General features: G+C 43.0%; 15 protein-coding genes. 11 read left to right on the top strand and 4 right to left on the bottom strand.

The window, feature by feature from the left end; genetic code table 11:
* Positions 1-22 precede the first annotated feature (22 nt).
* Together groL and IOD06_RS11520 are read left to right on the top strand one after the other, a co-directional pair.
* Positions 23-1,672 (top strand): chaperonin GroEL, encoded by a 1,650-nt coding sequence (gene groL, locus IOD06_RS11525; RefSeq protein ID WP_189586337.1) that lies wholly within the window; start codon positions 23-25, stop codon positions 1,670-1,672.
* 367 nt (positions 1,673-2,039) lie between these two features.
* Positions 2,040-2,417, top strand: a complete 378-nt coding sequence (locus IOD06_RS11520) for a hypothetical protein (protein ID WP_189586340.1) — start codon at positions 2,040-2,042, stop codon at positions 2,415-2,417.
* A 152-nt stretch (positions 2,418-2,569) separates the two neighbouring features.
* Here IOD06_RS11520 and yaaA read toward each other — a convergent pair whose 3' ends face one another.
* A complete protein-coding gene (gene yaaA, locus IOD06_RS11515) occupies positions 2,570-3,370 on the bottom strand; it encodes a peroxide stress protein YaaA (protein ID WP_189586344.1) in 801 nt (266 codons plus the stop codon).
* Between the two features lie 480 nt (positions 3,371-3,850).
* Between yaaA and IOD06_RS11510 the strand changes: the two genes are divergently transcribed.
* The 6 genes from IOD06_RS11510 (at position 3,851) to IOD06_RS11485 (ending at position 8,519) form a co-directional block, all read left to right on the top strand.
* Positions 3,851-5,017, top strand: a complete 1,167-nt coding sequence (locus IOD06_RS11510; protein ID WP_194621005.1) for an NAD(P) transhydrogenase subunit alpha — start codon at positions 3,851-3,853, stop codon at positions 5,015-5,017.
* Positions 5,018-5,160: 143 nt separating this feature from the next.
* On the top strand, positions 5,161-5,508 hold the full coding sequence (locus IOD06_RS11505; protein ID WP_201574529.1) for a proton-translocating transhydrogenase family protein: 348 nt from the start codon (positions 5,161-5,163) through the stop codon (positions 5,506-5,508).
* A gap of 14 nt (positions 5,509-5,522) precedes the next feature.
* Positions 5,523-6,902: an NAD(P)(+) transhydrogenase (Re/Si-specific) subunit beta gene (locus IOD06_RS11500; protein WP_189586389.1), complete on the top strand. Its 1,380-nt coding sequence runs from the start codon at positions 5,523-5,525 to the stop codon at positions 6,900-6,902.
* Positions 6,903-7,061: 159 nt separating this feature from the next.
* Complete coding sequence (locus IOD06_RS11495) at positions 7,062-7,625, top strand: acyl-CoA thioesterase (RefSeq protein ID WP_194621004.1); 564 nt, start codon at positions 7,062-7,064, stop codon at positions 7,623-7,625.
* 94 nt (positions 7,626-7,719) lie between these two features.
* Positions 7,720-7,929: a Fe-S cluster assembly protein IscX gene (gene iscX, locus IOD06_RS11490; RefSeq protein WP_010196865.1), complete on the top strand. Its 210-nt coding sequence runs from the start codon at positions 7,720-7,722 to the stop codon at positions 7,927-7,929.
* Between the two features lie 107 nt (positions 7,930-8,036).
* The gene (locus IOD06_RS11485) at positions 8,037-8,519 is read left to right on the top strand and encodes a GyrI-like domain-containing protein (RefSeq protein ID WP_194621003.1); all 483 of its coding nucleotides are present in this window, start codon (positions 8,037-8,039) and stop codon (positions 8,517-8,519) included.
* 190 nt (positions 8,520-8,709) lie between these two features.
* Here the strand turns inward: IOD06_RS11485 and dapE are convergent, their stop codons facing one another.
* From dapE to IOD06_RS11470, 3 genes are all read right to left on the bottom strand, one after another.
* Positions 8,710-9,924, bottom strand: coding sequence for a succinyl-diaminopimelate desuccinylase (dapE, locus tag IOD06_RS11480; protein WP_194621002.1), 1,215 nt, complete (start codon positions 9,922-9,924; stop codon positions 8,710-8,712).
* A gap of 107 nt (positions 9,925-10,031) precedes the next feature.
* A complete protein-coding gene (locus IOD06_RS11475) occupies positions 10,032-10,496 on the bottom strand; it encodes a hypothetical protein (protein WP_194621001.1) in 465 nt (154 codons plus the stop codon).
* Between the two features lie 59 nt (positions 10,497-10,555).
* Complete coding sequence (locus IOD06_RS11470; protein ID WP_194621000.1) at positions 10,556-11,308, bottom strand: 2OG-Fe(II) oxygenase; 753 nt, start codon at positions 11,306-11,308, stop codon at positions 10,556-10,558.
* 140 nt (positions 11,309-11,448) lie between these two features.
* Between IOD06_RS11470 and IOD06_RS11465 the strand changes: the two genes are divergently transcribed.
* The 3 genes from IOD06_RS11465 (at position 11,449) to IOD06_RS11455 (ending at position 17,167) form a co-directional block, all read left to right on the top strand.
* Complete coding sequence (locus tag IOD06_RS11465) at positions 11,449-12,324, top strand: 23S rRNA (adenine(2030)-N(6))-methyltransferase RlmJ (RefSeq protein ID WP_010196880.1); 876 nt, start codon at positions 11,449-11,451, stop codon at positions 12,322-12,324.
* Positions 12,325-12,386: 62 nt separating this feature from the next.
* Positions 12,387-13,289, top strand: a complete 903-nt coding sequence (gene pssA / locus IOD06_RS11460) for a CDP-diacylglycerol--serine O-phosphatidyltransferase (RefSeq protein ID WP_227670035.1) — start codon at positions 12,387-12,389, stop codon at positions 13,287-13,289.
* Positions 13,290-13,780: 491 nt separating this feature from the next.
* Positions 13,781-17,167, top strand: coding sequence for an ESPR-type extended signal peptide-containing protein (locus IOD06_RS11455; RefSeq protein ID WP_194620999.1), 3,387 nt, complete (start codon positions 13,781-13,783; stop codon positions 17,165-17,167).
* The last annotated feature ends 413 nt before the right edge of the window (positions 17,168-17,580 follow it).

Below are 17,580 nucleotides of genomic sequence, written 5' to 3'. Positions count from 1 at the left end.
TATAATAGTGGAGTAATTTAACATGGCAAAAGACGTAAAATTCGGCATAGATGCCCGTAAACAAATGATGGACGGCGTAAACGTTCTAGCAAATGCAGTACGAGTAACACTAGGCCCTAAAGGTCGTAACGTGGTAATCGATAAGTCGTTTGGCGCACCTACCATCACTAAAGATGGTGTTTCGGTTGCCAAAGAAATCGAGCTTGAAAACAAATTTGAAAACATGGGCGCTCAATTGGTTCGTGAAGTCGCTAGCCGTACCAACGATGTCGCTGGTGATGGTACAACGACTGCAACGGTATTGGCTCAGTCAATCTTGCAAGAAGGCATGAAATCAGTTGCCGCTGGCATGAACCCAATGGATCTAAAACGCGGTATCGATAAAGCGGTACGTGCAGCTGTTGAGCAAATCCATTTGCTATCTACCCCTGCAGACGATTCAAAAGCGATTGCCCAAGTTGGTTCTATCTCTGCCAACTCAGACACCAAAATCGGTGAATTGATTGCTCAAGCGATGGAAAAAGTCGGTAAGCAAGGCGTTATCACGGTTGAAGAAGGTTCAAGCTTTGAAGATACCTTAGAAGTCGTAGAAGGTATGCAGTTTGACCGTGGTTATATCAGCCCGTACTTTGCGAACAAGCAAGACAGCCTGACTGCTGAATTTGAAAACCCATATATCTTATTGGTTGACAAAAAAATCAGCAACATCCGTGAGATCGTACCATTACTTGAGCAAGTCATGCAGCAGAGCAAGCCGTTGCTAATCATTGCTGAAGACGTAGAAAACGAAGCATTGGCAACTCTAGTTGTGAACAACATGCGTGGCGGCTTAAAAACTTGTGCCGTTAAAGCACCAGGTTTTGGCGATCGTCGTAAAGCGATGCTAGAAGATATCGCAACGCTAACTGGCGGTACGGTTATCTCTGAAGAGATTGGTCTGAGCCTTGAGACTGCTACTCTAGAGCAACTTGGTACCGCTAAGAAAGTCACTGTCGGTAAAGAAAACACTGTGATCGTCGATGGCGCTGGTAACAAAGCAGATATCGAAAACCGTGTTGAATCTATCAAACGTCAAGTTGAAGAATCAACGTCTGACTATGACAAAGAAAAGCTTCAAGAGCGTATGGCTAAACTGGCTGGCGGCGTTGCCGTTATCAAAGTTGGCGCTGCGACTGAAACTGAAATGAAAGAGAAGAAAGATCGCGTTGATGATGCGCTACATGCCACTCGTGCCGCAGTTGAAGAAGGCGTTGTCCCTGGTGGCGGTGTTGCACTAGTTCGTGCAATGAATGCATTGTCTGAGCTACGTGGTGATAACGACGACCAAAACGCGGGTATCAATATTTTACGTCGCGCGATGGAAGCACCATTACGTCAAATCGTGACCAACTCTGGCGAAGAAGCCTCAGTGGTAGTCAACGAAGTGAAGAGCGGTAGCGGTAACTACGGTTACAACGCAGCTTCTGGCGAATATGGCGATATGCTAGAGATGGGTATCCTTGATCCAGCTAAAGTCGCTCGTTCAGCGCTAGAGAACGCTGCTTCTGTTGCCGGTCTAATGCTAACCACTGAAGTTATGATTACCGATTTGCCACAAGGCGATGACGGTATGGCTGGCATGGGTGCTGGCGGTGGAATGGGCGGTATGGGTGGAATGGGCGGCATGATGTAATTTTACTTTTACTACAAAGCGATTTTTCTTCGTCAGATGCGCTTAATGTACAATAGGTACTATTTTCGCTCGTCTTCCTCGACAAATCGCTTTTCGCTAGAAATATTACCAACGTCACAAAGTCTGTTTAATCATAAAAGCCCTGTTATCGAAAGATAGCAGGGCTTTTTTGCGTTTAATACAATAGTTAGCGTACACAGAAAAACCTCAGCGAGCTGAGCTTACTGAGGTTTTTTATATCAAATTTGATTAATATTTCTAATATAAATTTAAATTTTCAATTAACTGATTATTAAGATATAGTTGTTATAGCGAATATATTCGCTATGAGTCGCAAGCAATCAATCAAACCATAAGGAATTAACAGATGAAAATACTATCGATTGTGATGGCAGTATCAGCGTTAGCTCTATTTTCTGTTCCTAGTTCAGCTGAATATAAATTTCAGAATAGTATGCAAACGTCTCAAAAAGCGATGAGCATGTCTCGGGTTGAACGACCACAAGTGATGCAGCTGTCGTTTAATAACAAAGAACGCAATACCAATGAAAAGGAGATTTACGAAAAGGTTATGAAAAATGCCAAAGCGAGCGGCTTTGAGCTCAAAGATATAGAAGCGATGAAAATAGCACATATCGTCAATGGCGCTTTAGATAATGAGCCGCCAGAAGCAGCGTCTATTAATATTAAAGTGACTATTCATCTAAAAAGACCAATTAAGATAGAGGTTGAGATTTCTCTATAATTTATTCGTTCTCTCATCAACAATTTTAAAAGCCATACTTTATGAGTCACTTACTCTATATACATAAAATAAGACCCTAATAGACTTTATATTTATTAGGGTCTTACAATTAGAGATTAATCACAGGCAGAGGTTGATTGAAGGTATTACTGCTACTGACTCGCCTCATCCCGTCTAAACGTCCACGTTTTATCATCAGAAGCATCTTCACAATAGTAGTATCCAGCCAAATCAAATTGCTTTAGCTGTTCAGCATTGGTCAGCTTATTATCTGCCGCATATTTCACCATTAGTCCACGCGCTTTTTTGGCATAGAAGCTAATGACTTTATAGTGGCCATTCTTTTCATCTTCAAATCTTGGCGTGATAATCTCCGCATTCAAGGCTTTCTTCTTTACCGCTTTAAAGTATTCATTAGAAGCAAGGTTAACCAAAACTTTGTCATCGCTATCAGCCATGCGCTTATTAATAATCTCAGTGATTTCTTCGCCCCAAAACTCGTATAAATTATCGCCACGCTCATTTTTAAGCTTAGTACCCATCTCAAGTCGATACGGCTGAATAAAATCCAGTGGCTTTAGCACGCCATAAAGACCGGACAAAATACCCAGATGTTCATTGACGTAAATGGCGGTGTCTTTGTCCATGTGATACATATCAAGACCCGTATAAACATCTCCATCAAACAAATAGCCTGCGGGCTTAGCATTACTGTCCGTAAAGTGAGTATTAGCACTCCAAGACCAGTCCTGATTACGCTGTGCATTCAGCTGTGCCAAATCATCAGAGATGCTCATCAGCTCTTGCAAATCAATCGGCTCTTTTGACTTCAGGATTTTCATCAGTGCCTGTGAGTGCTCAATCAGCTCAGGCTGACTATAGTAGTTGCCTAAATTGACTGGCACAGTGTCTTTTTCATTCAAAGATTTGGCAGGGGAGAGTACAAAATACATCGTTATTCCTTATCATAGTAAATCAATGACCGACCTATTGAGGTGTCAAGCTTTCTCATTATACGATATACACAGGTTTAACTTGACTTACTCGTCGCGGTTTTGTATTTTTTAACAGTATACTGGTAGTTTATAGTTATGTCACAGGTCGTTACTGATTCTCTTAGCCTATGTACCATAAGGGCTGACAAGTTAGTTGAAAAATAAAAATTTTTAATATAACAATAAAAGTTATGCAGATGGTGTAAATGCCTAACTTTTTATTTTACTTGTGGGTCATCATTAGTCAATGAAAGTTAGCCGATGATATCTCTATAATAAAAAGGCATGATGGCAAACCAGCTATCATTTATTAAATTGATAATCTTTGGTCGTTAATGTTAAACCAGTAGTGACCAAAGGTTTTTTTGTCCCCTGTGCTTTTTCAATGTGCGTTGAGGGTATTAAAAGTAGTCATTAAGACGTAAGTAAGGAGACGGTATGAAAATCGGTGTAATCAGTGCAGATATCGCGAGCGAAAGTCGCGTAGCGATAACCCCAGACGCAGTCAAAAAATTGCGTAAGCTTGGGTTTGAAGTCGTCATACAGTCAGGTGCAGGTCAAGCAGCATATTATGCTGATGAAATGTATCAAGCTGCCGGTGCCGAGATTGCCAGTAGTAGCGCCGAGGTCATTACACAGTCTCGAATTATTACTACGGTCAATGACTTACCTGCTGCGGCGATAGAACATTTGACCACAGGTCAAATTGTCGTTGGGATGCTCGACCCGTATCGTAATACACAGCTAGATGCTTATGCTGCCAAAGGCGCTACTGCTTTTGCGATGGAGTTATTGCCGCGCACATTGTCACGCGCACAGAATATGGATGTCTTGTCATCACAAGCCAACCTTGCCGGCTATAAAGCGGTATTACTGGCAGCGAATGAATACTCACGTCCTTTTCCAATGTTCATGACCTCAGCGGGTACAGTTAAGCCTGCCAAAGTGGTCATCTTAGGGGTTGGGGTTGCAGGTTTACAAGCCATTGCGACGGCAAAGCGTTTAGGCGCAGTGGTAGAAGCCAGTGATCTACGTCCTGCTGCTAAAGAGCAAGTTGAATCCCTAGGCGGTAAATGGCTTGATGTACCGATGAGTGAAGAAGAAGCGCAAAAAGCCAAAGCGACAGGCGGCTATGCGTGGACACCATCAGAGCAATATATCAAAGACCAAGCCGCTGTGGTAGACAAAGCGTTAAGCAATGCCGATATCGTGATTACGACGGCGCAGATTCCTGGTCGTAATGCACCACGTTTGGTGCACGGGGCAACGCTTGCCAAAATGAAGGCAGGCTCAGTGCTGATCGATATGGCTGCTGGAACGGGCGGCAACGTAGAAGGCAGTGTGCCTAACGAAACCATCACTACGGACAATGGCGTGCGTATTGTTGGTGCCGCCAATATTCCATCGATGCTAGCGGCGCAGTCTTCAGATTTGTATGCCAACAACTTGGTTAACTTTATCACAACCTTAATTGCGCCTGCTGGCGATGACGCTTCAGCAGGTGACGCATCAGCTAACTTGGCACTTAACTTAGACATGGAAGACGAGATTCAGGGCGCACTGGCGGTGACACATGACAGTCAGGTACGACTGGCCAAACGCTAGTTTGACTGGCTAAGTTTTTACAGCCTGTCATCACAACATTGTTACTACTAACGTTGTCACCATACATTTGCCAGTAACGAATAAATTTTTAGGAGGATAAGATGATTGCCACTATTTTAGCTGCCGCGCCAGCCGGTGCCGCCATGAGTAGTACACCATTTGTAGCGATTTTCACTGTATTTGTGCTCGCTATTTTTGTCGGATACTACGTGGTTTGGGGCGTTACGCCTGCACTACACACACCATTGATGGCCGTCACCAACGCATTATCAAGTATTGTCATCGTTGGTGCGATGCTACAGACCGTCACGATTGATGGCTCTATATTTACACCAACCAGCTTGCTGGGTGCCTTTGCGGTATTTCTAGCCAGTGTCAACATCTTTGGTGGTTTTGCCGTGACTGAGCGTATGCTTGCGATGTTTAAACCCAAAGTGAAAAAAGCACCCGCTCTTGAAACTGGGACGACTGAAAATGGAGGCAACGCATGAATGATTTTTCAACAATGATTGCGGCAAATGCGGATTGGTTTTACCTAGTCGGCGCTATTCTTTTCGTTTTAACCCTACGTGGTTTATCTAGTCCAAAAACGGCTATTCGCGGCAACCGCTTTGGTATGGCGGCGATGGCGATTGCTGTTGTGACCACTTTCTTCTTAGCAGAAGGCCCTGTTCTTTGGTTGATTATTGGTGCCATGGTATTGGGTGCGGTCGTCGGTATGTGGAAGGCAAAAACGGTCGCGATGACCCAAATGCCAGAAACCGTTGCCTTGATGCATTCTTTCGTCGGTTTGGCAGCAGTTGCGATTGCCTTGGCAACCGTATTGCATACTGAGCAGCAGCATGGCGCGGTTGCTCGTGTCGAATTGTTCATCGGTTGCTTTATCGGTGCGATTACTTTCTCAGCGTCAGTATTTGCTTTCGGTAAATTGGCGGCGAAGAGCTGGGCCAAAACATTGGTCGGAGGATGGGTCAAACCTGTCCAAGCGCTACTGTTTATTGCGATGATCGGGTTTGGCGGCATGTATTTCGTCACTGATTCATTACCTGCCTTTTATGCAATGGCAGTGATTGCGGTCATCTTTGGTTGGATGTGGATTGCACCAATCGGTGGCGGCGATATGCCAGTGGTTGTATCACTATTGAACTCATTCTCAGGTTGGGCAGCAGCGGGTATTGGTTTTACCCTCGGCAACTCAATGCTTATTATCGCAGGTTCGCTGGTCGGCTCATCAGGTGCGATTCTGTCTTATATCATGTGTAAAGCTATGAACCGCTCATTACTCAACGTACTGTTCGGTGGTATGGGCACGTCAGCTGTGGCAGCAGGCGGAGACGATGGCGCGCCAAAGAACTACAAGGCTGGTTCAGCAGAAGATGCAGGCTTCTTGATGGCCAATGCCAGCAACGTTGTGATCGTACCAGGTTATGGTATGGCGCAAGGTCGCGCGCAGAATGCAGTAAAAGAGCTGTATGAGCTGTTAAAAGAAGAAGGCGTTAACGTTCGTTTTGCCATTCATCCAGTTGCTGGTCGTATGCCTGGACACATGAACGTCCTATTGGCTGAAGCAGATGTGCCGTATGACGATATTCTTGAGATGGATGAGATTAACTCAGACTTCGCTAGTACGGATGTGGTCTTAGTGATCGGTGCCAATGACGTGGTCAACCCATCTGCAAAAGATGATCCGACTTCACCAATCTTTGGTATGCCAATCTTAGAAGTCAGCAAAGCGCAAACAGTCATGGTTATCAAGCGTTCGATGAGTACGGGTTATGCAGGACTTGATAATAGCTTGTTCTACATGGACAAAACCATGATGATTTTTGGCGATGCGAAAAAGATGGTAGAAGAGATGGTACGTAGTATCAATGGCGCTCATTAATCTTTAGAGTAAGCGGTTAAATATTTACTTCTAAATATAAGCTTTTAAATAAAAAAGTCACTGAGGTGGCTTTTTTTGCGTTAAGGTACGCCTCGCTTATATTCAATCATTGTTTACATCAAATAAGTTTATACAAAATAAGAGTTAAGAAGGTTATTTATGAATATGTTGATACGTTTTTTTATTATGGTTAGTTTGCTAAAACAACAACTTAAGCAACAATCAGTGAGTGAGACGCTCAGTATAGAGACATTGACTGCACCGACAGTTCGCCATTATCGAATATTGCCACATGATATGGGTTTTCGCGACCATCTACCTAACTACCGTTACCTATCTTTTATTGAGCTAAACATTACGCGATGGGTAATGAAGCACTGTCATCAAAAAGGTATTAAGCCCCTAAACTGGGTCATCGCCATGCAAGAGATGATTTATCTTAAGCAAATTAAGTTTTTGGACAAAATGACGCTCAGTAGTGCGGTCGCAGGATGGGATCACAAATATGTATATTTTGAGCATCGCTTCTTTGTAAAAAACCAGCTAATGGGCGTCGGCATGACTAAGTTTGTTTTTACAGACGATAACGGTATGCGTACACCAAAGGTATTGGATATGACAGGCGAGCAGATGACGGATACGATTACCACGTGGAATGAACACCAAGTAGCAGTTAAGTCTACCAAATCTGCTGAGCCAGCTGAAGCAACAGAGACAGCTTAACGAACTTGCCTATAATCATAAGACGAATTTTGGTAGGATGGGGGCTATTAAAGCGATAACATTTTTTCTTAAAATTAAAAAAGAAGGTACCATTATGATTCCACAAAAACTAAAATGGACAGACAGCTTAGATATCGCTATCGAGCTTTATGAAAAATTTCCAGAGACCGATCCACAGTACATACGTTTTACAGATTTGCATCGTTGGGTGACCGAGCTTGAAGGCTTTGATGATGATCCACAAAAATCAAATGAAGGCATCTTAGAAGCCATTCAAATGAACTGGATTGATGAAGCGGATTAGAGTAACTTTGCTACTAACTATAAGTTACGTACTCTATAAGCAACTAACTATAATCTACGTACTATTTCAAATAAAAAATCGACTAAATATACAGGACAGGTGCTATCATGACTTCACAAATTAAAGAGCTATCTGAAGCGATAGTTTGCAAAGGCATCAGTGCTCGTACCACTAATAACGCTGAAATCAGCCATGACACTGCTAAATTGGGTCGTTTATGGCAAAAATTCTACCAAAACCATGTGAAGCAGCTTTCTGAAGGTGAAGACATTTATGGTGTTTTTCATAACTATGAGAGTGATGATTTAGTAGGCGCTTTTGATGTCGTAGCGAGTTGGAAAGTAGACAGTGAGCAAGAGCAGCAAAGTGCTGGCAATTTAGTAACGGTCAGCATTCCTGCAGGGAAATACTTGGTATTCTCTGAACAAGGTCGAATGCCTAATACAGTGATGAACGCTTGGGAGAATGCTTGGACTTACTTTAACGATCCAAGCTGTGAGCATACTAGAACTTATCAGGTCGATTTTGAGCAGTATATCGGTGGTAATCTAGAGTTTGGGCAAATAGATCTTTATATTGGTATTGAATAAAGCTATTCGTGTTATAAGCCGCCAAAAGACAGTTTCTATCTAAAATTGGCTGCAAAAAACATGAAAGTGCATTGATAAAAGCTATCAGTTAGTAATTAACTTAAGTTATTGAATTAATGCCTATCAAAATCATAAATAAAAAAGCGCCAATCTAAATCAGATTGCGCTTTTTTACTTTAAATAACTACAATTAGTCCAGTAGTAAATTTTCTAAAATCCCCTCATAAATCTGCGCAAGCTTTCCTAAATCATCAACTTCAACTTTTTCATCAACTTGGTGAATCGTGGCATTACGCACGCCAAGCTCAACCACTTGTGCACCCGTTGGCGCAATGAAGCGTCCATCTGATGTGCCGCCAGACGTAGATAACGTAGTATCAACATCGGTCACTGCTTTAATCGCACGCTGGCAAGCAGACACTAGCTTACCTTCTGGGGTCAAAAATGGCTGACCTGACAATTTCCAATGGATATCATAACTGGCCTTATTCTCTAAAATCTGGCTATCCGTAAAATACTTATCAAAAATGGCGTGCGTTTTCGCCTTTAACTCATCTTCGGTCGTTTCCGTTGAAAAGCGGAAGTTGAACACGACTTTAAGTGTCTCAGGAATGACGTTAGTCGCGCCTGTGCCACTATTTATATTAGAAATTTGTAGAGACGTCGCAGGGAAGTAGTCATTGCCGTTATCCCAAGTGGCGTTTGTCAGTTCTGCTAATGCTGACATAGCGGCATGGATGGGATTGGACGCGAGATGCGGATAAGCGACATGACCTTGCTTACCAGTGACAGTTAGCACCGCACCCAATGAGCCACGGCGACCGTTTTTGATAATATCACCCAACGTATCGGTGCTTGATGGCTCGCCAACCAAGCAATAGGTGATTTTTTCTTGACGTGCTTCTAAGGTTTCAATGACTTTGACGGTGCCGTTAATTGATGGGCCTTCTTCATCTGAGGTGATTAAAAAAGCAATAGAGCCTTTATGCTTAGGATGATTAGCAACGAAACGCTCGGCTGCGACAGTAAAGGCGGCAATCCCTGTTTTCATGTCAGCAGCACCGCGCGCCCATAGATAACCGTCAGCGATAGTTGGCGTAAATGGTGGATAAGTCCAATTGTTTTCATCGCCTGTTGGTACGACATCGGTATGCCCAGCAAAACAAATAACTGGATCGGCTGTGCCACGGCGCGCCCATAAGTTTTTGACTTCAGCATGCTCGCCAGTCTTATCTCTATCGCCAAAATACATAAACTCGCAGTCAAACCCCGCTTGCGCTAATCGTTCTGACAACATATCTTGGCAGCCATCATCATCTGGGGTGACGGAAGGTCGTTCCAATAACGCAATACTTAAATCTAGAGTTTCTTGCTGATGGGTTTTACTATTATTTTCTGAACTCATGACATTCCTAGATAAGTTGATTTAATATTTCTTGTGATAAAATCTGGCTTATTTTTATAAGATTTATCTAATGCTGATGTTTATCAATTATGATGCTCAAAATAACTTTAATTTTTATCCAAGTAAATTTTCTCATAATCACCGTAATATATTGCTAGATACTCTGTAATACACTTTTCGGCTAGCGTATTACTATAATTTTTAACTTTGTCACTATTGTAAGCACTCACATAGCCACCCGCAGAAATGACATCACCCATTTTATAACTTGTTCCTAGTAGTTTTAAAGTCTTATTATGACTATCAAAAGCTGCATGTCCTTCGGGAAATACAGGTGTCATCCATTTACTTCCATCAAATGCAAGTAGACATCCATCCTCATATTTGAATTCAGTAGTAATAGCGGTCGGATTAATTATTATAGGTTTTTCAGGAGTGGACTTCGGCAAATAATAGGTAAAAAAGAACTCATTGTGTTGTTGAGTAGGAGCTTGATGATTAAGCGTCTCACAGCTCACAACCAGAGGGAATATAATAATTAAGAGAAAGTTTCTAAACAAGGCCCTATGCATTGTCATTATCCTTAGTTAACAAGGCTTATTTCAAATAATAGCTAGTATCAAATTTACGCTCATAGTGGCGCAATCAAGACTATAGCATCATCGCGCCTTAACCAAGTCGCAATAGAGTAGCGTTGGCGATGAGCGATTTGTACTTGATGCTGTAGATCGCTGGCAAATATGATCAATCTGTTGGCGACAGGCATGACGTTATGATGAATGCCATGTGTATCGACGATTTCTAGTGCGCCGCCGTCAGTTGATGCCCATTCATCATTGAGATAAAACACGGCCGAAATAACACGTTCGTCACGACCAGCCGGATTGTCACTGTGCCATTGATAGCCAAAACCAACTGGATAGCAAGCATAATGCGCTTCACTATGACGAATACCAGCAAACAAACTGCGATTGAACAAAGCGGCAAGTGTATTGATACTTTGCAAATAATAATAACCAGCAAAGAAATTTTCCGTGATCCAGCGGATTTTATCACCACGGATATCACTGAGGCGAATGCCAGCAGTCAGCTCTGCATCACGATAGTCAATAAAACCACTTTCCGCTTGTAGCGCTAATAATGCAGTACTGTCAAAGACATCATCAATGATTAGCCAGCCATCCTCTACAAACTTATCAAACTGCGTATCTGTTAGCTTGTTTTCCCAATCAACGTCAAAGTCAGATGTTTGCAGGACGTGTTGAGTTGGCGGCTCATGGCTATAGTCTTCACTTGGGACAAACAGCAGAGGCGGATTATCCTGACCAATTGGCTGATCGACAACCAATTGTGTCACCTCAAGATTGCTAGTAATCTTCGTCATTTCGTCTCGCCGTTATCAATAAACACTCAATTAGCTGACAATACACAGCCAATCGATGCCTTTTTACCAAAACCATCGTTATCTTTTACTCTGCCTATGCTACCATAGATGCAATTTTTCTTATTTAAACTTTTGAACTTATGAACTATAAACACGCCTACCACGCTGGTAACTTTGCTGATGTGGTCAAACACATTTTATTGGTACAATTACTCAACCAGCTGGGGCAAAAAAACAAACCTTTTTATGTGCTTGATGCTTATGGCGGTCGTGGATTGTATTCACTTGCCAGTGAAGAGGCGCGCAAGACAGGAGAAGCTAAAGGTGGTATCCAATCTTTAGTAAAAGCCGATGTCGAAAAAGCACCGCCTGCTGTCAAAGACTATATAGAAGGTATCAAGCAAGCCCGTTTCACTTATGACAAAAAAGTCTATCCTGGTTCGCCTTGGTGGATTGCGCATCATATCGAAAAAAATCCAGATGCAGGCGTGCGCGGCGAAGCGTTTGAAGCCAAAGCCAGTGAGTACGATGCGCTTAACTATCAGCTACATAAACTGCCAATCGGCATTCATCATCGTGATGCGTTTGAAGGTATTCGTGCCGTTATTCCACCACAAGAACGTCGTGGTCTCATATTTTTGGACCCTCCTTACGAGCAAGAACACAAAGATTTTACTCGCCTGATCGATCTATTGGTGCACTCTTATAATAAGTGGCCACAAGGCACATATGCGTTATGGTTCCCGATCAAAAACATTGAGGCGGTAGAGCTGTTCTATAAAAAGCTAAAACGTACTGAAATGAGACGTCAGTTGGTTTGTGAGCTAAATATTTATCCTAACGATATCGCCGTGGGTCTTAACGGCACAGGAATGCTGATTATCAATCCGCCATGGCAGTTCGATAACCATGCGCGTGAAATTCTACGTTTCTTGCAGCCAGTACTAAAAGTTGCCAATGCCCCAGACTTAACGCCTGATAGTGCGACCAATGTGCGCTGGCTCGTCGGCGAATAATGACGTCAGTAAATAAGGGTGTTAGTAAACGAATAGCAATGTCGGCCAATAAGGATATTAAGATGACAAACGTGCAACCACCTACCGGCCAACCAAACAATGCGCCTCAAAACGATGGTTTGTTGCAAGATAATGCAGCCACCCAGCCACCTTTTGTTGATGAGCATGAGTTTAATATCCGCTTAGCGGATAATGATAGCTACGATGGCTTGACCTTTGAGGTGATTGAGGCAGAAGTTGCTGAAGGGAAACGTGTGGTCAGTCGCGGTGTGTATTTAGCGCCCAATTTGATCACTACTTTGTCACTATTGTCAGGCTTTTACTCGATTTTGGTGAGTACGCAAGGTGAGTTTTACAAAGCCTCTTTAGCCATCTTTTTATCCGCAATTCTTGACGGGGCTGATGGTCGCGTCGCACGCATGCTCAATGCCCAAAGTCCGTTTGGGGAGCAGTATGATTCTTTAGCCGATATGCTAGCGTTTGGCGTTGCACCTGCCATCTTGATTTATAGTTTTGCGCTACAGCCCTTGGGTCGTATAGGTCTTGGCTGTGCCTTTGTATTCACGGCTTGTGGTGCTTTCCGCTTGGCACGGTTTAATGTGCAGGTTGGTACTGTCGACAAAAAATACTTTGTTGGTTTAGCAAGTCCACTTGCTGCAATTTTGGTCACCGCAGCTGTTATGGTAGCAATAGACCATAACCAGTGGATAGGACAGTACGATACACTTGTCATGTTCTTGTTCGCGGCTTGGGTCGTTATTTGCGGTTTACTGATGGTCAGTAATGTTAAATACTACAGTTTTAAGGAATTTGACAAAAAGAAAGTACCTTTTGTGGTTCTTATCATTGGGGTACTAGTCATGAGTATTGTGCTTTATGACATCCCTGTTGGTATTTTAGCGATTGGTATTATTTATGCGTTGTCGGGTATATTCACGACGTTGAAAGCCAAGGCTTGGCGTTAATATGACTGAAACATTCTGCTGTATTCCTCACAATAGTTAAAAGTGTAAGATAAAGCCATAAAAAAACCGCTTATTTTTAATAAGCGGTTTTTTTATGGCTTTTATTTGGTGCTAGGACAGCTTATTTTTGAGTACAGGCTCTCGGGCTACTCAGCTATTTATAAATCTATTATGAGCTGTTCTTTAATAGTTCACATCTTATCTGCCGTTTATCCGTAATATCATATTTATTATTTACAAATTATAAATATTTTTGATACACTAGAAATGTAATTTTACAAATTTATACATTATTTTTCTTTGAAACTACTGATTTTTATCCTCATTTTGAAAAATCAAGATTGCTAGGTAGTAAGACAGAAATGGCTGTACGTAATTTTAGTAGAACAGCTCATCCGTTGTTTATTTGCTACAACAAAACACAGCTCTTTTTTTACGACAATATAATCAAATACCTTACCAGTAATGCTACATACACTTAGGATACTTTCATGTTAAACCATGTTTACCGCGTTGTTTTTAATCGTTCTACGGGTTGCTATACCGCCGTTAGTGAAATCAGTAAGTCGGGTGGAAAATCTAGCAACACATCAGGTCAAGTTGGTACTGTGCCAACTAGCAAAACAGGCGCATCGCTACGTCGCCATGCCATTGCTGTTGCAATTGGCTCAGTGCTAGGATTGACAGCGATGAGTAGTCAAGCGGAAGTGTGCTTAACGCAGTTCAGTGGACCAAATGGAAGTGTCGCTCCACAAAATACATCTATAGCTTGTGGTATTCAAAACCAAGCTTTGAATGCCAATTCAACAGCAATAGGTTACGTCAATACCGCTTCAGGTTTATCCAGCTCAGCAGTAGGTTTCCAAAATAGAGCTTTGAATACTAATGCAACAGCAATAGGTTATGTCAATACCGCTTCAAATGCTTTTAGCTCAGCAATGGGCCATAGAAATGAAGCATCAAGTCTATATAGCTCAGCGGTAGGCAACACTAATACTGCCTCTGGTGAAAATAGTTCAGCGATAGGTTCTGGTAATAGAGCTTTAGGGATTGCTAGTTCTGCTATAGGATCGCAAAATAGCGCTGATAAGCTAGGAAGTTCTGCATTAGGTATACTAAACAGCGTAGATAACACTTATAGTACGGCGGTAGGTTCTAGCAACACAGTGGATGGGCAAATGGCTTTAGGAGCAGGGCATAGGAACATAGCCTCTGGTCGATTTAGCTCAGCAGTAGGTTATATTAATACCTCTGGAGGTCAATATAGCTTGGCAATAGGTAGCGACAACTCGACTGTTGAGGACCGTAGTACTGCAATAGGTAGTCTAAACCTAGCCTCAAAGCTGAATAGCTCAGCAGTGGGTTATAGCAATGAGGCCTCTGGTGAACGTAGCTCAGCATTGGGTAACGATAATACTGCTTCGGGTAATGACAGTTCAGCAATAGGTCGTGGCAATAATGCTTCAGTTAATGAAAGCGCAGCAGTGGGTCGTATTAACACAGCTTCTGGTATTGCTAGCACAGCGATAGGTGTAGCTAACCAATCTTCATCTAATAATAGCTCAGCGTTGGGTACGGGAAACAGATCTTTAGGCAGTGACAGCTCAGCGATGGGTCGTGCCAACTTTGCCTCAGGTCTTAATAGTTCAGCATCAGGTTACCTTAACCAAGCCACAGGTAACAATAGCTCAGCAGTGGGTTATAGCAATATAGCGTCAGGCTATGCCAGCTCAGCATTAGGTGGTTATAGTAGAGCCGATGCTAGTGGGGCTACTGCACTCGGTAGTGGCAGTACATTTGCAGTAGCTGCTGTTGAAGGTGCTACTGTGCAAGCGGACTTTACTGCGGCTACTACCCCCATTCAGACTAATAATGATGGTCGACGTTTTAAAGATGATGGTACTGGCGGTCAAATTTTTGAGTTTGCACAGAGTGACTACGAAGCTCTAGGCATCGGTGCTACGGCGAGTGGTATCCGAGCAGTTGCGCTCGGTACTAACGCAGTGGCTGATAAGCGTGACAGCATTGCCTTAGGATCGAAAAGTAAAACGACTACCGTAACTGGCGCGGCAGGTTATTCAGCTAATGGCGATACTAGCCCTATTTGGCAATCAACTCTTGGTGCCGTTAGTGTTGGTGATACCAGCAATGCCAGCTCTAGCCAATGGCAAACTCGCCAAATCACTGGCGTAGCGGCAGGGACATCTGATACTGATGCCGTTAATATTGCTCAGTTAAAAAGGTTAGAAACAACAGGTATCTCTTATTTCGGCAATGTAGCAGCTGCTTTGGGTGGGGGCGCGCAGCTTAACAGCATGGGTGTATTTCAAGCACCCAAATATCGTATCAATAACACTGACTACAGTGATGTCGGTTCAGCATTTACCGCAGTTGATGGCAAGTTGACAGATTTGCAAACACAGATAAATGCGATTGAGCTAACACCTGGACCTAAAGGCGATCAAGGTGAAATTGGCGCACAGGGTCCAACTGGTCCAGCAGGATCTGACGGCATCAATGGAACAAACGGTATTGACGGTCAGAATGGGGTTGATGGTACTAATGGCGTAGACGGCATTAATGGTGCTGATGGTACTAATGGCGTAGACGGCATTAATGGTCAAGATGGTGCTGATGGAGCTCAAGGTCCAGCAGGTCAAAACGGAACAGATGGTTTAAACGGCACTAATGGTGTTGATGGGATCAACGGTCAGGATGGTACTAATGGCGTAGACGGCATTAATGGTCAAGATGGAGCTGATGGCACTAACGGTAAAGACGGTGTTGATGGTGCTCAAGGACTAACAGGTCAGGATGGTATCGACGGCGCTAAAGGAGACAAAGGTGATTCAGGTATTAGCGAAGAAGCTAAAATTGAATTAGAAAGTAAAATCGAAGACAGCCAAGCTCGATTCTTTAGCGTTAATGGCTCTAGTGACAGTGAAGATGCAGGTAATTATAACGGTAATGGCGCTACTGCTGACGGTGCGATAGCAATTGGGGTTAACGCTCAATCTAAAGGTAAGGACAGCATCGCTATGGGCACTAATAATACAGTGACTGGCGATCAATCTACCAGCGTGGGTAATGGCAACATCGTTTCAGGTGATCGATCAGGTGCGTTTGGAGATCCTAATATTGTTGGTGGTAACGCCAATTATGCAGTTGGTAACGACAACATCATTGGTGATACTACCAGTAACTCAGTAGTACTAGGTAGCAACGCAACAGTGGGTGCTACAGCGGCAACAGTTGATACCAATGGCTCACCAACTTTTGCGAAGGAGACTAATGCCTCAAACTCCGTTGCTATCGGTGAGTCGGTGAACGTCCAAGCAGCCAATGCAGTGGCTATCGGTGCTAATAGCAGTGTGACTAATGATAACTCTGTCGCGTTAGGCGCAGGATCACAGACCAGTGCTGATAACACCGTATCGGTGGGTAGCGCGGCTAACCAGCGCCGAATTACCAATGTTGCCGCTGGTGTTGACTCCCATGACGCAGTCAATCTAGCACAGAGCCAAGCGGGCGATAGTCAAACTTTAGATACTGCTAATGACTATACCAATCAGCGTTTTGCAACAATCGATCAGAACTTAAACTCATTTAGGGGCGATGTGGATTCACGCTTCAAAGAGCAAGATCAGCGTATCGATAAAGTCGGAGCGATGAGCGCTGCTATTCAAAACATGGGCACTAGTGTGAGTGGAATGAATCAGCGCAATCGCATAGGTCTAGGTATGGGCTTTCAAGGAGGCGAGCAAGCAGTAGCTATCGGTTATCAGCGTGTAGTTTCTGATAACACGTCATTGACCTTTAGTGGTGCCTTTAGTGACGATGAATCATCTGCAGGGGTAGGTGTAGGTTTTGGCTGGTAAATAGACGACTAAATCAATCAATACCTCTCTAATCTAAATATTAAGCAAAGCCAGTTCTGAATTGGCTTTGTTTAATTCCTATAAGGCTTATATCGTCCTACTAGCCATTTGATAGCAATGTTTTGTACATACAATACTCTCAGTGCGCTAGCTCAAATGTTTAAAATAATAGTCTAAAATATATAAACTGATTCTATTTAGATGAGATAAGTCTATCAAACCCCTTGACCCAGTCTTAAAACCCCGTATAATGCGCCCTAGTTGAAAGGGAAGGCTGTTTAGAATGAGTGATGAGACATTTACTTCAAACTAAATAGAAATTACCTCTTGACACAGGATTTAAAGCGTCTATAATACGCCCTCATCAAGACGAGCTGGAAGTAACTAGTGTGTAGATTACACATTAATAACCC

It is taken from the genome of Psychrobacter sp. N25K4-3-2, from assembly GCF_015351755.1.
In the GTDB taxonomy this organism is placed as follows: Bacteria; Pseudomonadota; Gammaproteobacteria; order Pseudomonadales; family Moraxellaceae; genus Psychrobacter; species Psychrobacter glaciei.
Note: the sequence above shows the minus strand (reverse complement) of the source record. Positions and strands in the feature narration are given on the sequence as shown.